This is a genomic window from Pseudomonas sp. P9_31 (assembly GCF_034008235.1).
GTDB lineage: Bacteria > Pseudomonadota > Gammaproteobacteria > Pseudomonadales > Pseudomonadaceae > Aquipseudomonas.
In genome coordinates, this window is sequence record NZ_CP125375.1 from 5,180,122 (window position 1) to 5,197,554 (window position 17,433).

At 59.9% G+C, this 17,433-nt stretch carries 15 protein-coding genes; 9 read left to right on the plus strand and 6 right to left on the minus strand.

Annotated features, from left to right (window positions below; translation table 11 throughout):
• The first annotated feature begins 35 nt into the window (after positions 1-35).
• The 3 genes from QMK51_RS23490 to QMK51_RS23500 all read left to right on the plus strand — a co-directional run bounded on the left by QMK51_RS23490 (position 36) and on the right by QMK51_RS23500 (position 2,995).
• Positions 36-983 carry an ornithine cyclodeaminase family protein gene (locus QMK51_RS23490; protein WP_320394557.1) on the plus strand — a complete coding sequence of 316 codons (948 nt, stop codon included), beginning with the start codon at positions 36-38 and terminating at the stop codon, positions 981-983.
• A 144-nt stretch (positions 984-1,127) separates the two neighbouring features.
• A complete protein-coding gene (locus QMK51_RS23495) occupies positions 1,128-2,255 on the plus strand; it encodes an NAD(P)/FAD-dependent oxidoreductase (RefSeq protein ID WP_258697455.1) in 1,128 nt (375 codons plus the stop codon).
• Positions 2,256-2,353: 98 nt separating this feature from the next.
• Positions 2,354-2,995, plus strand: coding sequence for a transcriptional regulator (locus QMK51_RS23500; RefSeq protein WP_320392162.1), 642 nt, complete (start codon positions 2,354-2,356; stop codon positions 2,993-2,995).
• A gap of 113 nt (positions 2,996-3,108) precedes the next feature.
• Here the strand turns inward: QMK51_RS23500 and QMK51_RS23505 are convergent, their stop codons facing one another.
• From QMK51_RS23505 to QMK51_RS23530, 6 genes are all read right to left on the minus strand, one after another.
• Positions 3,109-3,885, minus strand: a complete 777-nt coding sequence (locus QMK51_RS23505; RefSeq protein ID WP_258697457.1) for an ABC transporter substrate-binding protein — start codon at positions 3,883-3,885, stop codon at positions 3,109-3,111.
• Between the two features lie 246 nt (positions 3,886-4,131).
• Complete coding sequence (moaE, locus tag QMK51_RS23510) at positions 4,132-4,584, minus strand: molybdopterin synthase catalytic subunit MoaE (RefSeq protein WP_320392163.1); 453 nt, start codon at positions 4,582-4,584, stop codon at positions 4,132-4,134.
• A 3-nt stretch (positions 4,585-4,587) separates the two neighbouring features.
• Positions 4,588-4,830: a MoaD/ThiS family protein gene (locus QMK51_RS23515; protein WP_320392164.1), complete on the minus strand. Its 243-nt coding sequence runs from the start codon at positions 4,828-4,830 to the stop codon at positions 4,588-4,590.
• On the minus strand, positions 4,827-5,300 hold the full coding sequence (gene moaC, locus QMK51_RS23520) for a cyclic pyranopterin monophosphate synthase MoaC (RefSeq protein WP_059406245.1): 474 nt from the start codon (positions 5,298-5,300) through the stop codon (positions 4,827-4,829). The genes QMK51_RS23515 and moaC overlap by 4 nt, the downstream gene beginning before the upstream one ends.
• A gap of 236 nt (positions 5,301-5,536) precedes the next feature.
• Complete coding sequence (locus tag QMK51_RS23525; RefSeq protein WP_258697460.1) at positions 5,537-6,931, minus strand: PhoH family protein; 1,395 nt, start codon at positions 6,929-6,931, stop codon at positions 5,537-5,539.
• Between the two features lie 336 nt (positions 6,932-7,267).
• Positions 7,268-8,392 (minus strand): polysaccharide deacetylase family protein, encoded by a 1,125-nt coding sequence (locus tag QMK51_RS23530; RefSeq protein ID WP_320392165.1) that lies wholly within the window; start codon positions 8,390-8,392, stop codon positions 7,268-7,270.
• A 180-nt stretch (positions 8,393-8,572) separates the two neighbouring features.
• On the opposite strand from QMK51_RS23530, the gene yaaA reads away from it, so the two are divergent.
• The 6 genes from yaaA (at position 8,573) to QMK51_RS23560 (ending at position 17,417) form a co-directional block, all read left to right on the plus strand.
• Positions 8,573-9,352: a peroxide stress protein YaaA gene (gene yaaA / locus QMK51_RS23535; protein WP_258697462.1), complete on the plus strand. Its 780-nt coding sequence runs from the start codon at positions 8,573-8,575 to the stop codon at positions 9,350-9,352.
• 834 nt (positions 9,353-10,186) lie between these two features.
• Positions 10,187-11,503 carry a nucleotide sugar dehydrogenase gene (locus QMK51_RS23540; RefSeq protein ID WP_320392166.1) on the plus strand — a complete coding sequence of 439 codons (1,317 nt, stop codon included), beginning with the start codon at positions 10,187-10,189 and terminating at the stop codon, positions 11,501-11,503.
• Positions 11,504-11,725: 222 nt separating this feature from the next.
• Positions 11,726-13,207 (plus strand): mannuronan synthase, encoded by a 1,482-nt coding sequence (gene alg8, locus QMK51_RS23545; RefSeq protein WP_413817503.1) that lies wholly within the window; start codon positions 11,726-11,728, stop codon positions 13,205-13,207.
• A gap of 35 nt (positions 13,208-13,242) precedes the next feature.
• Positions 13,243-14,412, plus strand: a complete 1,170-nt coding sequence (locus QMK51_RS23550) for an alginate biosynthesis protein Alg44 (RefSeq protein ID WP_320392167.1) — start codon at positions 13,243-13,245, stop codon at positions 14,410-14,412.
• Between the two features lie 9 nt (positions 14,413-14,421).
• On the plus strand, positions 14,422-15,933 hold the full coding sequence (algK, locus tag QMK51_RS23555; protein ID WP_413817504.1) for an alginate biosynthesis TPR repeat lipoprotein AlgK: 1,512 nt from the start codon (positions 14,422-14,424) through the stop codon (positions 15,931-15,933).
• The gene (locus tag QMK51_RS23560) at positions 15,930-17,417 is read left to right on the plus strand and encodes an alginate export family protein (RefSeq protein ID WP_320392169.1); all 1,488 of its coding nucleotides are present in this window, start codon (positions 15,930-15,932) and stop codon (positions 17,415-17,417) included. Before algK ends, QMK51_RS23560 begins: the two co-directional genes overlap by 4 nt.
• Positions 17,418-17,433: the final 16 nt, after the last annotated feature.

Sequence of the window (17,433 nt, forward strand, 5' to 3'; positions counted from 1 at the left end):
ACAAATTAGTTTACATTCAGCGCCCGGAGCCGACCATGTCCAGCACGCCTTACGTGATCACCCAACCTCAGGCCCGCGAACTGCTGGCGCAAGTCGACGTGCCGCGGATCCTGCGCAAGCTGTTCCGTGACCTGGCCGCCGGGCAAGCCGTGCAACCGGCGCAGCAGCTAGTGGAATTCCCGAAAGGTGCCGGGGACTTCATCAACTACCTAGGGGTGCTGGCCGAAGACGGGGTGTATGGCGTCAAGACGTCGCCTTACATCGTGCGTGAACAAGGCCCATTGGTGACCGCCTGGACGCTGTTGATGTCGATGCAGACCGGCCAGCCGCTGCTGCTCTGCGATGCCGGTGAACTGACCACGGCACGCACCGCAGCGACAACGGCGGTGGCGGTCGATGCCCTCGCGCCGCTGAAGGCCCGGCGCCTGGCGATCATCGGCAGCGGCAAAGTGGCCCAGGCGCACCTGCACTACGTCAAGGACCTGCGGGACTGGCAAAGCATCAGCCTCTATTCACCGAGCCTGAGCGGCAAAAACGCCGAAACCCTGGCACAGCTCAAAAACCTCGATCCACGCTTGACCATCGCCGACAGTCGCGAAGCCGCGATTCAAGACGCCGACGTGATCATGCTCTGCACCTCGTCGGCAGGCCCGGTGATCGACCCGTCCATCTTGAGCAAACCGGCGCTGATCACCTCCATCAGCACCAACGCCCCGCGCGCCCATGAAGTGCCGCCGCAGAGCCTCAATGATATGCAGGTGTTCTGCGACTATCGTCAGACCACCCCGGGCTCGGCTGGCGAGATGTTGATCGCCGGCGAGCAGCATGGCTGGGACAAGCGCTTGATTATCGGCGACCTGCCCGACTTGCTCAGCGAAAAAGTACAGCGCCCCGAATATGATCGCTCGGTGTTCTTCCGCTCCATCGGCCTGGGTCTGGAAGACATTGCACTGGCCAATGCCCTTTACCGATTACAGCGCTAGCACCTCGATCCTGTGGGAGCGGGCTTGCCCGCGATGCAGACGCCGCGATCTGTCTGCTAAACCGCGGTGATGCCATCGCGGGCAAGCCCGGCTCCCACAGGGTCCCTCTATATCAATGGCATCGCGCCCCTTCAGGAGACGTTCATGAGCCAGGCAGACTTCATCATCATCGGCGGCGGGATTGCCGGCGCTTCCACCGGTTTCTGGCTGTCGCAGCACGGGCGGGTGATTGTGCTCGAACGCGAATCCCATCCGGCTTATCACTCCACCGGACGCTCGGCTGCGCTGTACACCGCCGCCTACGGCACCCCACAGGTTCGGGCATTGACCCAGGCCAGCCGGGATTTCTTCGATGCCCCGCCAGCCGGTTTCTGCGAGCACCCGCTGCTGACCCCGCGCGGCGAGATGACCGTCGACTTCACGGGCGATCCGGCCGAGCTGAACAATCAATACCTGAGCGCCAAAGCCACGGTGCCGGAAATGCAATTGCTCAGCGCCGACGAAGCCTGTGCGCGCCTGCCGATCCTGCGTCGGGAAAAAGTCCACGGCGCGATCTACGATCCGACCGCCAGTGACATCGATACCGATGCCCTGCATCAGGGCTATCTGCGCGGTATCCGGCGCAATAAAGGCGAGGTTCATGCCGACAGCGAAGTGCTGAGCCTGACCCGGGATGCCGAAGGGCTGTGGCAGGTTCAAACCAAGGGTCAGACCTTCAGCGCCCCGATCATCATCAACGCCGCCGGCGCCTGGGCCGACAAAGTTGGCGAACTGGCCGGCGCCCGACCTCTGGGCCTGCAACCCAAACGCCGGGCAGCCTTTATCTTCGCCGGCCCCGAGGGCCTGGATATTCATGACTGGCCAATGCTGGTCAGCCTTGACGAATCCTTCTATATGAAGCCCGACGCCGGCATGTTCCTCGGCTCACCGGCCAACGCCGACCCGGTAGAACCTCATGACGTGCAGCCGGAAGAGCTGGACATCGCCATGGGCATCTACCAGATCGAAGAAGCCACCACCCTGACTATCCGCCGCCCGACCCGTACCTGGGCCGGCCTGCGCAGTTTCGTGCACGACGGGGATTTGCTGTCCGGCTTCGATCAGCAGGTGCCGGGACTGTTCTGGGTCGCGGCGCAAGGCGGCTATGGCATCCAGACGTCTCCAGCCATGGGCCAGGCCAGTGCTGCACTGGTACGCGGTGAAGCCTTGCCCGAGCAGTTGACCCGTTTCGGTCTGGACGCCGAGATGCTCTCCCCCGCCCGCCTGGGTTGATCCTGATCCTGCCCCTCAGGTGACGTGCCCACACGATTGCGGCAAACTTCCAGCGCCCCTTTTTTACGGGGCGCTGACGCTGCCTGGAGCTCCACTGTATGAATGCACCTGAAAAAGACTCGGCCCTGGACAACGTCTCCATGGACAACTTCCGCGCGATTGCCGATGCAATCGCCACGCTGTTCTTCCCTCACGCCGAGGTGGTGCTGCATGACCTGCGCACGCAAAAGGTCGATTACATTGCCAACAACCTGTCCAAACGGGAAATCGGCGACGACTCGTCGCTGGAAGACATGCTCAGCGAAGATGTCACTGAACGAAACATCGGGCCGTACGAAAAGCTCAACTGGGACGGCCAGAAGATTCGCAGCCTCAGCAGCGTGCTGCGCGACAGCGAAGGTCATCCGCTGGCGGTGCTGTGCATCAACCTGAATATCTCGTTGTTCGAAAACGCGAAAGCGGCGCTGGATTTGTTCCTGTCGCCGACCAAGCTGATTCCGCAACCGGACTCACTGTTTCGCGATGACTGGCAAGAGCGTATCAACACCTTCCTGCACGCCTGGCTGCGCGAGCGTCAGTTGAGCCTGAATGTGCTGACCCGCGACCACAAACGTGAACTGGTGCTGGCCCTGCACGCCGAAGGCGCCTTCAAAGGCAAAAGCGCCTCCAACTATGTGGCCAATGTGCTGAACATGGGCCGGGCGACGGTGTACAAGCATTTGAAGGAATTGAAGGGCTGAGCGCTGGGATGCGTGTTGTCTGCCAGGGCCCCCTCGCGAGCAGGCCCGCTCCCACAATGGACCTGCATGCGCAAGACTAATGTGGGAGCGAGCCTGCTCGCGATGGCGATCGATCAATCGCCGTAGATGTCGGACTTGAAGTACTTCTCTGAAATCTTCTGGTACTCGCCACTGGCGCGAATGCCGTCGATGGCCGCGTTCAGTTCACTGACCAATTCGGTGTTGCCCTTGCGCACCGCAATCCCGGCGCCCTCGCCCACGTATTTCGGATCCTTGAGCTCCGGCCCGACAAACGCGTAGCCTTTGCCTCGCGGCATCAACAGGAAGTCATTCAGTGGAATGGTGTCGGCAAAAATGGCATCGAGGCGACCGGCCGCCAGATCCATGTAGATCTCTTCGTTGTTGCCGTAGCGCTTGACGTTGATGCCCTTCGGTTCGAAAACCTCGGTGGCATAACGGTCGGTGGTGGTTGCGCGCTGCACGCCGATCGTCTTGCCCTTGAGGCTGGCGTACTGGTCATCCACGATCGCGCCTTCCTTCATCACCAAACGCGATGATGTGAAGTAGTACTTGTGGGTGAAGTCCACCGACTTCTTGCGGTCTTCGTTGATCGTCATGGACGACAGCGCCATGTCGATTTTCTTCACTTTCAGGGAAGGAATCAGACCGTCGAATTCGCCTTCGACCCACACACACTTGACCTTCATCTGCGCGCACAAGGCATTGCCGATGTCGTAGTCGAAACCGACAATTTCGCCTTTATCGGTTTTGGACGCGAACGGCGGATAAGCCGCTTCAATACCGATGCGCAGGCTCTTCTCGGCGGCGAACAGGCTACTGCACGCCAACAGGCTCAGGGCCAGACCGGTAATGAGGGGGAATTTCTTCATGTTCGTTCTCTCGCGGGTTGTTGTTGGTTTGGCAAGACAGAAGAAAGAGCTGAAACGGGGAAACGCCTTTTTGTACTTATAATTCCATACTGGACTTTTATGTATTTCCCGTCAATCAAACGAACAGGGTTGGGCCTGGCCGATGGTCGGGTGGTGAGTCAGGGAGTTATCGGCTGAAGCGGAAGACCTCTTCGCGGGCAAGCCCGCGAAGACGGCCTAAAGAACAACAAAGCAACAACAGACTGCTTACTTGTTCCAGCGATCCGCCGCCGCATGATCGCTGTCGCGCCCTTCAACCCAGCGCGGGCCATCGCGGGTGTTTTCCTTCTTCCAGAACGGTGCGCGGGTTTTCAGGTAGTCCATGACAAAGGCGCAGGCATCGAACGCCGCCTTGCGGTGGGCGCTGGCGGCACCGACAAAGACGATCGGCTCGCCCGGCTCCAGAGCGCCAATACGGTGCAGCACTTCCAGCTTCAACAGCGGCCAGCGCTCCTCGGCCTCCGTGGCAATCTTGCCCAGGGCTTTTTCGGTCATGCCCGGGTAGTGCTCCAGAAACATCCCGGCGACGTCGAGGCCGTCATTGAAGTCGCGCACGTAGCCGACAAAACTCACCACCGCACCGACGCCCACATTGGCCGCGTGCATGGCGTTGACTTCCGCGCCGGGGTCGAACGCGGTGGACTGCACGCGAATCGCCATGGCTCAGCCTCCGGTCACGGTCGGGAAAAACGCCACTTCATCGCCATCGCTCACCGGTTCGTCGAGCTGGCAGAGCTCTTCGTTGCGGGCGCACATCAGGTTCTGCTCGCTCAGCACCTCGGCGCCGTCACGTTGGGCCAGCAGCACGCGCACATCATCGAGCGTGGCGAAATCACCTTCAACCGTCACCGAATCCACGCCGAGCGCCTCACGGTAACGGGCGAAAAACTTCACGGTAACGTTCATGGCTGATCCGCCTGGAAATGGCCGCTCTTGCCACCGAGTTTTTCCAGCAGCCGCACGCTCTCGATGGTCATGCCACGATCCACGGCCTTGCACATGTCATAGATAGTCAGCGCCGCCACGCTGGCGGCAGTCAGCGCTTCCATCTCGACGCCGGTCTGCCCGGACAACTTGCAGCGCGCCACGATGCGCACGGTGTCGTCGCCTTCGGCACTGAGTTCGACCTTGACGCCAGTGAGCATCAACGGGTGGCACAGGGGAATCAGATCGCTGGTTTTCTTCGCCGCCTGGATGCCGGCGATCCGCGCCACGGCGAACACGTCACCCTTGGGATGGCCGCCGCTGACGATCATCTGCAGGGTTTCGGGCAGCATGCGCACCAGCGCTTGGGCCGTCGCTTCACGGAACGTCACGGCTTTTTCGGTGACGTCGACCATATTGGCGCGACCTTGGGAATCGAGATGAGTCAGCACAGGGTTACTCCTGATCAGGAGCATCGATTGTAAACCTGCGGGTCAATTTTCCGCACGCTTGATTATCGGCTTACCACAATCCCCTGTGGGAGCGGGCTTGCTCGCGAAAGCGGTGGGTCAGGCACATTGATGTCGGAGGTGCCGCCGTCTTCGCGAGCAAGCCCGCTCCACATTTGACTGTGTGGCGGGCATAAAAAACCGGGCGACCTGTGAGGGCCGCCCGGTTTTGCTGAGGGTTACAGATGCGATTCGGCGTATTCGGCCAGAATCGAACGTGGCACCCCTTGCAGGGTGATGTGTACACCGTTGGGGAAGTCTTTGAAGCGTTCGGTCAGGTACGTCAGCCCGGAGCTGGTCGCGGACAGGTAAGGGGTGTCGATCTGCGCCAGGTTGCCCAGGCACACCACTTTGGAACCGGCGCCGGCACGGGTGATGATGGTTTTCATCTGGTGCGGCGTGAGGTTCTGGCATTCATCGATCAGGATCAGGCTCTGCTGGAAGCTGCGGCCTCGAATGTAGTTGAGGGATTTGAACTGCAACGGCACTTTGCTGAGGATGTAGTCGACGCTGCCATGGGTGTTTTCGTCATCCATGTGCAAGGCTTCGAGGTTGTCGGTGATGGCGCCAAGCCAAGGCTCCATTTTTTCCGCTTCGGTGCCGGGCAGGAAGCCGATTTCCTGGTCCAGGCCCTGCACGCTGCGGGTGGCGATGATGCGCCGGTAGCGTTTGCTGACCATGGTCTGTTCGATGGCCGCCGCCAGGGCCAGGATGGTTTTACCGGAACCGGCCGCGCCGGACAGGTTGACCAGATGAATATCCGGATCGAGCAAGGCGTACAGCGCCAGGCTTTGATAGATGTCACGCGGTTTCAGGCCCCAGGCTTCCTGGTGCAACAGAGGTTCCTGATGCAGGTCGAGAATCAGCAACTTGTCGACCTGGATTTCCTTGATCCAGCCGACAAAGCCCTGTTCGTCGATGATGAACTCATTGACGTGTACGGCGGGCAGGTTGTCGATCAGCTGTACCTGATGCCAGGTGCGGCCATGATCCTGCCGGGTTTCGACTTTGCTCACCCGGTCCCAGAAGGAGCCGGTCATGTTGTGGTAGCCATTGGGCAGCAGGGATACGTCGTCGACCAGTTGGTCGGTGCTGTAGTCCTCGGCCGCAATCCCGCAGGCCCGCGCCTTGAGGCGCATGTTGATGTCTTTGGTGACCAGCACCACGGGCAGTTTCGGATCGCGCGCGTGCAGGTCGATCAACTGGTTGATGATGATGTTGTCGTTCAGGTGCTCGGGCAGAATGATGTTCGGCTCGGCACGCTTGCTCATCAGAATTGACAGCAAGCCCTTCGGCCCGCTCTTGCCGCGCTGAATCGGCACGCCCTGTTCAACGTCCTCCGGTGAAGCATCACCCAGGGTCTTATCGATCAGCCGGATGGCCTGACGGCATTCGGCGGCCACGCTGTGATGCCCGCTCTTGAGCTTGTCCAGCTCTTCAAGCACGGTCATCGGGATGGCGACGTGGTGTTCTTCGAAATTAAGCAGGGCGTTTGGATCGTGAATCAATACGTTGGTATCGAGTACATAAAGGATTGGCTGGTTGGAAGAAGGGCTACGTCCGTGGTCATCCATACTCGGTCACCTTATGTGGGAGCCAGTCGACGCAATACCGTTACAGTGCTGCGCCTCGAAGTGGCCACCGAATTCACCTGCGGGGACTCAAGTGAACTGCACACAAGCTGGGTCTTGGAAGACGCCACCTGTGTTGCAGGTTTCGGCGGTCTGTCTTCGTAATACTCCAAAACCTGTGACAGAAAAAAGCACTTTGACGCTTTTTTGAAGTTTATTTTGCAGAATGACCAATAGCACTTGGCGGACTGCCACCACCCCGCTAAAGTCGGAAGTCCGCCTGCATCGAAATCTCTCTCAAAAACGCCCCCGGCTCAATGTTTACGGGCTTTCTCCGTTTCAGCGAAACGCGTCCTGACAATGCTCCCAACCGATCCCGCTTGGCGCCGTTTGTGTAATGAGCCAGGGCATCGCCGTTTTCAGCGCATCCTGCTTCACATTGAAGTTGATCACCCCGTGCCGCCACAGCAGCATCAGGGTCAACACCCGTTGTGCACTCTGGTTGCCCTTGAGCTTGCCGGCGCCGTCCTGGGCGTCGATGTCCCACAACGCCACTTGCAAACCCTGAGACGTGAAGAAGCCTTCAGCATCGGACCGACGCTGGCCATCGGGTGGACGAAACAGCGGTACGTAATTCTCCGGCAGCTTGCCCTTGACCAGCTCGACGCTGCGCCGAACCGAGTCCTGCCAGTCTTGCCAGTGGCTGTGAGAGCGGAACTCCCAACCCTGTACACCCACGCATTGCTGCGAATAAGTGCCTTGCAGGCTGGTCACCGAACGCTCGGCCAGACGGGCCTGAATGTCCTTGCCGAGGACGAAGAACGTAGCGCTCATGTTCGATTTGCGCAGGTACTCGGTGACCCAGGCCGTGTTATCGGGCGTGGCATTGGCGGCGCTGTCGAAGGTCAGCAGGAACAGGCGGTCATTCATGGCATCGCCATTGCGTTCATAGTCGCCAAAACGATCGACTTCGCTGCTGGTCTGCGGGAACAGCGCGGCCTTGCGCAACTGCTCGTCCAGGTACTGCGCATGGAACAACCGGCTCGGCTCGGCCCACTTGATGTAATAGCTGTCGTCGCTGACCTGAAACTTGGCCGCTTGCTCACGCAAGGTGTCCATGTCCTCGACCAGAAAACAGAAGGAGGCATCCTGATCGCAACTGCGCTGGGCGAAGTTGTAGTTGGTCAGCAAACGCTGCCACAGGTGCTGACGCAGCTGGTTGACCGACGCCAGATTGAGGGTGCGCAGGCCCAGACGTTGAGCCAGGCTCGCTTCGTCCAGCGATTCACTGGCCAGCAGGACGCGGGCGAACATGAGGATTTCGGCCCGCGAGGCGACGTCGAACAGCGTCGGGCTGCTGAGCTGCTCAGGCCAGGTGCTGCGATCCAGTGTCGCCACATCGCCCGGCGCCGCCATGGCACCAAAACTCAATAGCCACGCGGCGAATAGAAAAACGATACGCAATGGGATGCCTCCATAACAAAACCCGCGCGGCACTATATCCGATCCAACACCCTTCCCCGAAGTAACGACGATCCCCCAGGGTTTTACCGGTAGCCACCGATCATCACCTATGACCTTGATAGCTGGAGTCAACACAGACAACCCCCTAGAATCGCCCCCACGATTAAAGGAGACGACTTCATGCTGATGGTGATTTCCCCCGCCAAGACCCTCGACTACGAAACACCGCCGGCGACCCCGCGTTTCACTCAGCCACAATACCTCGACCATTCCCAGGAGCTGATCCTGCAACTGCGCGACCTGACGCCGGCGCAGATCAGCGAGCTGATGCATGTCTCCGACAAAATTGGCGGCCTCAATGCCGCGCGCTTCGGCAGCTGGACCCCGGCCTTCACCCCAGCCAACGCCAAGCAAGCCTTGCTGGCGTTCAAGGGCGACGTTTATACCGGCCTGAACGCACAAACCTTCAGCGATGCTGACTTCGACTACGCCCAGCAACACTTGCGCATGCTCTCCGGCCTGTACGGCCTGCTGCGCCCTCTGGACCTGATGCAGCCCTATCGGCTGGAGATGGGCACCAAACTGGCCAATGCCCGGGGCAAGGACCTGTATGCCTTCTGGGGCACGCGAATCAGCGAATGGTTGAACGAAGCGTTAGCCGATCAGGGCGACGATGTGCTGCTGAACCTGGCCTCCAATGAGTACTTCTCGGCGGTCAAACGCAGTGCCTTGAACGCGCGCATCATCAATACCGAATTCAAGGACCTGAAGAACGGCCAATACAAGATCATCAGTTTCTACGCGAAAAAAGCCCGCGGCATGATGAGTCGCTTCGTCATCGAAGAACGCATCAATGACCCGGCCGCCCTCAAGCAGTTCGACGTTCAGGGTTATCGCTACAGCAGCGAGCAGTCTAAACCGGACAATCTGGTGTTCCTGCGCGATCACGCGCCGGAGTAATGGAAACCTGCACCAGGTCGGCGCACGACATTGGTTACTTCGTCGTGCGCCGCTCCGTCGATACTCGAATAACTCCCGCCTTTTCGCCGTTTTATTGGCGCCAAAAATCAAGCACTCAAATTTCTAACTTTAGTTTCACTCGACATTGATCATTTTTTTCAGTAGTGGCACTGAAAATTTTTATCTGTAGTGGCAAAAAAGTACCCAAGACAACAATCACCCTATATATAAAGGGCGAAACGGCAAGTGCTATCAATATGAGAGCAGTGCCATCTTTTTCCATATTTCAAGAAATTTCAGAATTCGCGATGGGCGGACTGGAACTATGTCTAAATGCGCCGCTCATACCACCGGTAACGATTCTCTCGGCGCTTGTACGAGATAACTTACGCAGAGAAGAGATTTACATAGCGAAGTTGTCACACAAACTTCCGCTTACTAATCCCTAATTTGGGCAACACATGAAGGACAGGAGATAATGTATCAATACTATCCCCTACAAGGCCACGGCCACGCCCCTATAAACGTGCTCACCCGAGCACCCAACCGCTTGATTTACGGGCTTCTGGCCTGGCATTGAGCGCGCAAGGCCTTTGCACGAACGTCCTCTGATCAGAGGGTCGGCTGCATAACAGGGCACATCATAATAACAAGGCCTGGTTGCGCACATCTTGAGTGCACTTATTTAGACACTCGGAACTTAGTATGCCTGCACACAGCACTGTAGCGCCTGTAAGGCGCACTTGCGAGTGCACTATGACCGCTGAACACCATTAACTCCGGCCATGTAATGGCTTGTTGAACACAGTCTTGATTAACTGAGAGGTAATTGCGATGCGCATCAGCATATTTGGTTTGGGTTACGTCGGCGCAGTCTGTGCCGGTTGCCTGTCTGCACGGGGCCATGACGTCGTTGGCGTCGATGTCGCCAAAGACAAAATCGATATGATCAACGCTGGTAAATCGCCGATCGTTGAACCGGGTCTGGGCGAACTTCTGCAGCAGGGTATCGAGACGGGCAAATTGCGCGGCACGACCAACTTCGCCGAAGCGATTCGCGACACCGACCTGTCGATGATCTGCGTCGGTACGCCGAGCAAGAAGAACGGCGACCTGGAACTGAACTACATCGAAGCCGTGTGCCGCGAGATCGGTTTTGTCCTGCGTGATAAAACCACCCGCCACACCATTGTGGTTCGCAGCACCGTGTTGCCGGGCACCGTGGCAAACGTGGTAATCCCGATCCTCGAAGATTGCTCCGGCAAGAAGGCAGGCGTCGACTTCGGCGTTGCAGTGAACCCTGAGTTCCTGCGTGAAAGCACCGCGATCGCCGACTACGACCAGCCGCCAATGACCGTCATCGGCGAGTTCGACAAGGCTTCGGGCGACGTTCTGCAATCGCTGTACGAAGAACTCGACGCTCCGATCATCCGCAAGGACATCGCTGTCGCCGAGATGATCAAGTACACCTGCAACGTGTGGCACGCCACCAAAGTGACCTTCGCCAACGAGATCGGCAACATCGCCAAGGCCGTCGGTGTCGATGGTCGTGAAGTGATGGAAGTGGTCTGTCAGGACAAGACGCTGAACCTGTCCCAGTACTACATGCGCCCGGGCTTCGCATTCGGCGGCTCTTGCCTGCCAAAAGACGTGCGCGCCCTGACCTATCGCGCCGGTTCCCTGGACGTGGAAGCACCGCTGCTGAACTCGCTGATGCGCAGCAACGAATCCCAGGTGCAGAACGCGTTCGACATCGTCTCCAGCCACGACAAACGCAAAGTCGCCCTGCTGGGTCTGAGCTTCAAGGCCGGCACCGACGACCTGCGCGAAAGCCCACTGGTTGATCTGGCCGAAATGCTGATCGGCAAAGGCTACGACCTGAGCATCTACGACAGCAATGTCGAGTACGCCCGTGTCCACGGTGCGAACAAGGATTACATCGAGTCGAAGATCCCTCACGTCTCGTCCTTGCTCAACTCGGACTTCGACGACGTGATCAACAACTCCGACGTGATCATCCTCGGCAACCGTGACGAGAAATTCCGCGCCCTGGCGCAGCAAGCTCCACACGGCAAGCAAGTGATCGACCTGGTCGGCTTCATGTCCAAAGCCACCAGCGTGAGTGGCCGGACTGAAGGCATCTGCTGGTAACACGCCTGTAGGAGCTGTCGAGTGAAACGAGGCTGCGATCTTTCCTAGGGCACTTGAGTCCTGAGTGAACCCAAAGACAAAGATCAAAAGATCGCAGCCTGCGGCAGCTCCTACCGGGATTTCTGGCGTCATCCAGAGCGGGTGTCGCCAGTTTTCACAGGCCTGCCTTAACCCCATCGGGCCACCCCACAGGCTCGCCCGAGATCGAGACGGATGCAGATTATGCACAGGCTAAAGCACGGCCTACTTCAAGCCGCCGGTTGGCTGTTTTACCTAAGTTTACTGATGGGCATCGCCCTGGCGTTGCCTCCGTCCACGTTCGACTCCGAGTCGAAGGACTTCATCTTCCTGATCGGTATCGTCGGTATCTGGCGCTACTCGATGGGTGCCACGCACTTTCTGCGCGGCATGCTGTTTCTATACGTGGTCTACCCGCACCTGCGGCGCAAAGTGCGCAAGCTGGGTAAAGCGGCAGACCCGTCCCATGTATTTCTGATGGTCACCAGCTTCCGTATCGACGCGCTGACCACCGCGCAGGTCTACAGCTCGGTGATCCGCGAGGCCATCGACTGCGGCCTGCCGACCACCGTGGTGTGTTCCATCGTCGAAATGTCCGATGAGCTGCTGGTCAAGAGCCTCTGGAAGCGCATGAACCCACCCGCGAGCGTCAAGCTCGACTTCGTGCGCATTCCCGGCACCGGCAAGCGCGATGGCCTGGCCTACGGTTTCCGCGCCATCTCCCGCCACCTGCCGGACGACCGCGCCGTGGTTGCAGTGATCGATGGCGACACCGTGCTGGCCGAAGGCGTCGTGCTCAAGACCGTGCCGTGGTTCCAGCTGTTCGGCAATGTCGGCGGCCTGACCACCAACGAGTTCTGCGAAGTGCGCGGCGGCTACATCATGAGCGAATGGCACAAACTGCGATTCGCCCAGCGCCACATCAACATGTGCTCCATGGCCCTGTCCAAGCGCGTGCTGACCATGACCGGCCGGATGTCGGTGTTCCGCGCCTCCGTGGTGACCGACCCGGACTTCATCGCCGACGTGGAAAGTGACTCGCTGCAACACTGGCGCCTGGGCCGCTTCAAGTTCCTGACCGGTGACGACAAGTCGAGCTGGTTCAGCCTGATGCGCCTGGGCTACGACACGTTCTACGTGCCCGACGCCGCGATCCATACCGTGGAACACCCACCGGAAAAGAGCTTCATCAAGGCCAGTCGCAAACTGATGTTCCGCTGGTACGGCAACAACCTGCGGCAGAACTCCCGCGCCCTTGGCCTGGGGATGAAACGCCTCGGTCTGTTCACCTCGGTGGTGCTGTTCGACCAGCGCGTGTCGATGTGGACGTCCTTGCTGGGCCTGACCGTGGCGCTCATCGCCACCTTCAAGTACGGCACCGCGTTCATCCTGGTTTACCTGCTGTGGATCGGCATCACCCGTCTGATCCTGACCGTGCTGCTGTCCTGTTCCGGTCACCGGATCGGCCCGGCTTACCCGGCGATTCTCTATTACAACCAGATCGTCGGCGCGCTGGTGAAGATCTACGTGTTCTTCCGCCTCGACCAACAATCCTGGACCCGCCAGGACACCAAATTGACCCGTGATCTCGCCAGCTTTCAACGTTGGTTCAACACCTGGTCGTCTCGGACCATGACCTTCTCCGCCGGCAGCATTTTTGTCGCCGTGCTGCTGATGATGGTCTGACCGAACTCGCCTGAATTAACTAGGAAATCGCCCATATGAATACCGCCGTCAACAGCAACGTAGTGCACGAATCCGAAGCCCAGCGCCAACACGCCCGTGTGAAAATTCCGGCCAAGCTGCGTTTCTTCGGTCCTGATCGGACTCCGGTTGAAGCCCGGGTCATCGACCTTTCCGCTGGCGGCCTGGCGTTCAACGCCGGTCAGCTGCCGCTGAAGGTCGGCGATGTGCACAAGGCCCGCCTGCAATTCGTCATCGATAACCTCGGCCTGGCCATGGACGTGGAATTGCAAATCCGCTCCGTCGATCGCCAGACCGGTCGCACCGGTTGCCAGTTCCAGAACCTGGAACCCCGGGACATTTCCACCCTGCGCCACCTGATCACCTCGCACCTGGCCGGCGACATCGTCAGCGTCGGTGAAATGCTCGCGACCCTGCAGCGCGACAACTTCACCAAGGCGCGCAAGGTCAAGGACGGCGGCCACGGCATGACCCCGCTCGGCCGTCTGAAAGCGGTGACCTTCAGCGCCGGTATCTTCGTAGTCGGCCTGGTGGCGTTCGGTTTCATTTTCAAATCGGTGTACGGCATGTACTTCGTCAGCCACGCGCAGGCCGGCCTGGTCAGCGTGCAAGGCATGAACATCACCATGCCGCGCGACGGCACCGTGCAGAGCCTGATCAAGGCTGACGGCGTGGCCGCCAAAGGCGCACCGCTGGCGACCTTCAGCACCAGCATGCTCGACGTACTCAAGGGCCATCTGGACGAAGATCAACTGCAACCGTCCAAGGTCGAAGAACTGTTCGGCAAGCAAATGACCGGCACCCTGACGTCGCCGTGCGATTGCACCGTGGCTCAGCAACTGGTGGCTAACGGTCAATACGCCAGCAAAGGCGATGTGATCTTCCAGCTGGTGCCGCGCAACACCGAAGCCAACGTTGAGGCACGCTTCTCCTATCGCCAGTTCGGCGACGTGCGCCCAGGTACTTCGGTCAGCTTCCAGATCGCCGGTGAAGACCAGACCCGTACCGGCAAGATCGTCAGCAGCACCAGCCTGAAAAGCGCCGACCTGTCGTCCGACATCCGCGTGCAGATCAAACCTGACGAGCCACTGGACAGCGCCTTCGCCGGTCGCCCGGTGGAAGTGAACAGCACCCGTGGCCCGAACCTGAACTGGCTAATCAACAAAGCCATGGCCGCCGGTCTTTAAGTCGAGGACATGCCTGTGATGACTCCACATTTCCTCAGAACACCGCACACCCTGTGGGAGCGAGCCTGCTCGCGATGGGATCAGCGCGGTCTGTCTGATACACCGAGTTGCCTGCATCGCGAGCAGGCTCGCTCCCACACCGGGTATGCGTTGTGTGCATTGGCGCTAGCGGTGGGCCTTAGCGGTTGCGCCGGCCTGCCTGACCAGCGTCTGGCCAATGAAGCCCTCAAGCGCGGCGACACCGCGCTGGCGGCGCAGAATTACCAGCAACTGGCAGACCTGGGCTACAGCGAAGCCCAGGTTGGCCTGGCCGATCTGCAGGTCGACAGCCGCGACCCGGCACAAATCAAAAAGGCCGAGGCGACTTACCGCGCCGCAGCCAGTGTCTCGCCGCGGGCTCAGGCTCGCCTGGGTCGCCTGCTGGTGGCCAAACCCGGCGCCACCGAAGCCGAACACCACGAAGCCGAAGCACTGTTGAAGAAAGCCGCGACCAATGGTGAAGGCAATACCCTGATCCCGCTGGCAATGCTGTACCTGCAATACCCGCACAGTTTCCCGAACGTGAACGCACAGCAGCAGATCAGCCAATGGCGCACCGAAGGCAAGCCCGAAGCGGGTCTGGCCCAGGTGCTGCTCTATCGCACCCAGGGCACTTACGACCAGCACCTGGATGACGTGGAAAAAATCTGCAAGGCGGCGTTGAACACCACCGACATCTGCTACGTCGAACTGGCCACGGTCTATCAGAAAAAAGCCCAGCCAGAACAAACGGCCGAGCTGATCAAGCAGATGCAAGCCGCTCACAGCCGTGGCGCCGTCTCTGCGCAACGGGTGGACAGCGTGGCCCGCGTACTGGGCGATGCAAGTCTGGGCAAGACCGACGAAAAAACCGCTCAGTCGCTGCTCGAAGGCATCGCCCCTGGCTACCCGGCGTCCTGGGTCAGCCTGGCGCAACTGCTCTACGACTTCCCTGAACTGGGCGACGTCGACACCATGATGAAGTACCTCGACAACGGCCGCGCCGCCGACCAGCCGCGCGCCGAACTGTTGCTCGGCAAGCTCTACTACGAAGGCAAAATGGTGCCGGCCGACGCCAAGGTCGCCGAAGAGCACTTCCAGAAAGCCGTCGGCAAGGAAGTCGCCGCCGATTACTACCTCGGCCAGATTTACCGCCGTGGCTACCTGGGCAAGGTCTATCCGCAGAAAGCCCTGGATCACCTGCTGACCGCTGCGCGCAACGGCCAGAACAGCGCCGATTTCGCCATCGCCCAACTGTTCTCCCAAGGCAAGGGCACCCGGCCCGACCCGGTCAACGCTTACGTCTTCAGCCAATTGGCCAAGGCTCAAGACACTCCGCAAGCCACTGAGCTTGCGCAAACAATCGAAGCGCAACTGCCGCCTGACCGGCTGGCCGAGGCCCAACGCCTGCTCAAACAAGAGCAAGCCATTCGTAGCACCGTGAGTCCGGACACGCTGGAACTGCACGCCCTGCAAGAAGAAGACGGCGAGGAATCCCTATGAAGCTCAATCCATTCGTGCAGGCCGGTATTGGCCTGACATTCGCCCTGCTGTGGTCGTGCCCGACCCTGGCGGCCCTGACCGAAGACAAGAATTTCGGCCTCGAAGTCAAAGTTACCGGCCAGTCCGAAGACGACCGTGACCTGGGTACTGCCAGTGGCGGTGACGTAAACGGCGTCGGCCTCGACCTGCGTCCGTGGGTATACGGCGAGAGCGGTGCGTGGAGCGCCTACGCCATGGGCCAGGCCGTGACATCCACCGATATCATCGAAACGGACACCCTGCAACAGTCCGACAGCGACGGTACCCAGACCACCGACAACGGTGATCGCAAAACCAAGAAGAACTACCTGGCAATGCGCGAGTTCTGGGTCGGCTACAGCGGCCTCACGCCCTACCCTGGCGAGATCCTCAAGCTCGGTCGCCAACGCCTGCGCAACGACGACGGCCAATGGCGCGACACCAACATCGAAGCCCTGAACTGGACCTTCGACACCACCCTGTTGCGCGCCAACGTCGGCGTCGCCGAACGCTTCAGCGAATACCGCACCGACCTGAAAGAACTGGCGCCCAAGGACAAGGATCGCCTGCACGTTTTCGGCGACGTCGCCGCCCAATGGTCGCCGGGTAACTGGGTCGGCATTCGCGGTCATCACACCCACGATGACGGCAAGCTCGACTATCCGGAGCCGGGCGTTGCCGGCGATTCTCTGGACAAGAAACAAAACGGCGACATCAGCTGGCTCGGCCTTACCGCCGACAGCGATGCCTACAACTGGCGCAACACCAACACCGTCAACTACTGGGGCAGCATCACCGGCATGAGCGGCGACCGTGACACGGTCAACCCGTTGAACGCCGACGGCACCCGCCCGGCAGAAGCCAAGCGTGGCGAAGACCTGAACGGCTGGGCCACCGACGTGGGCGTGCGTCTGCGCCTCGATCCGCAGTGGCAAGTCGGCGCAGCCTATGCCCGCGCCAGTGCCGAGTACGAACAGACCGGCCTGGAAAGCAACCGTTCGAACTACACCGGTACGCGCTCGCGGGTTCACCGTTTCGGCGAAGCCTTCCGTGGCGAAATGAACAACATGCAGACCGCTACCCTGTTCGGCTCGTGGATGCTCAACGACGAATACGACGCCAGCCTGATCTACCACAAGTTCTGGCGCGTGGACGGCAACAAGCCGGTGGGCAGCAACGGCATCAACGCCGTCGAAAACAACACCGACGACGTGACCGGCGCGATCCTCTCCAGCACCTCCCTGCCGCTGGAAGATGGCAACAAGGACCTCGGCCAGGAAATGGACGTGGTCGTCACCAAGTACTTCAAGCAGGGCCTGCTGCCCGCCTCCTTGAGCCAATCAATCGATGAGCCTTCGGCCCTGGTGCGTGTGCGTGGCGGTGTGTTCAAGCCCGGCGACGCGTATGGCAAAGGCGTCGACTCGTACATGCACCGTGCGTTTGTCGACGTGATCTGGCGCTTCTGATGCAAACCGCGAAGGG

What these genes read in the sequence shown, in the direction of transcription:
- yaaA (WP_258697462.1), top strand. Translation starts at nt 8,573, where the DNA reads ATGCTGATGGTGATTTCCCCCGCCAAGACCCTCGACTACGAAACACCG.
- QMK51_RS23515 (WP_320392164.1), bottom strand. Translation starts at nt 4,830, where the DNA reads ATGAACGTTACCGTGAAGTTTTTCGCCCGTTACCGTGAGGCGCTCGGC.
- QMK51_RS23560 (WP_320392169.1), top strand. Translation starts at nt 15,930, where the DNA reads ATGAAGCTCAATCCATTCGTGCAGGCCGGTATTGGCCTGACATTCGCC.
- alg8 (WP_413817503.1), top strand. Translation starts at nt 11,726, where the DNA reads ATGCACAGGCTAAAGCACGGCCTACTTCAAGCCGCCGGTTGGCTGTTT.
- QMK51_RS23505 (WP_258697457.1), bottom strand. Translation starts at nt 3,885, where the DNA reads ATGAAGAAATTCCCCCTCATTACCGGTCTGGCCCTGAGCCTGTTGGCG.
- QMK51_RS23540 (WP_320392166.1), top strand. Translation starts at nt 10,187, where the DNA reads ATGCGCATCAGCATATTTGGTTTGGGTTACGTCGGCGCAGTCTGTGCC.
- algK (WP_413817504.1), top strand. Translation starts at nt 14,422, where the DNA reads ATGCCTGTGATGACTCCACATTTCCTCAGAACACCGCACACCCTGTGG.
- moaE (WP_320392163.1), bottom strand. Translation starts at nt 4,584, where the DNA reads ATGGCGATTCGCGTGCAGTCCACCGCGTTCGACCCCGGCGCGGAAGTC.
- QMK51_RS23495 (WP_258697455.1), top strand. Translation starts at nt 1,128, where the DNA reads ATGAGCCAGGCAGACTTCATCATCATCGGCGGCGGGATTGCCGGCGCT.
- QMK51_RS23550 (WP_320392167.1), top strand. Translation starts at nt 13,243, where the DNA reads ATGAATACCGCCGTCAACAGCAACGTAGTGCACGAATCCGAAGCCCAG.
- QMK51_RS23490 (WP_320394557.1), top strand. Translation starts at nt 36, where the DNA reads ATGTCCAGCACGCCTTACGTGATCACCCAACCTCAGGCCCGCGAACTG.
- QMK51_RS23500 (WP_320392162.1), top strand. Translation starts at nt 2,354, where the DNA reads ATGAATGCACCTGAAAAAGACTCGGCCCTGGACAACGTCTCCATGGAC.
- QMK51_RS23525 (WP_258697460.1), bottom strand. Translation starts at nt 6,931, where the DNA reads ATGGATGACCACGGACGTAGCCCTTCTTCCAACCAGCCAATCCTTTAT.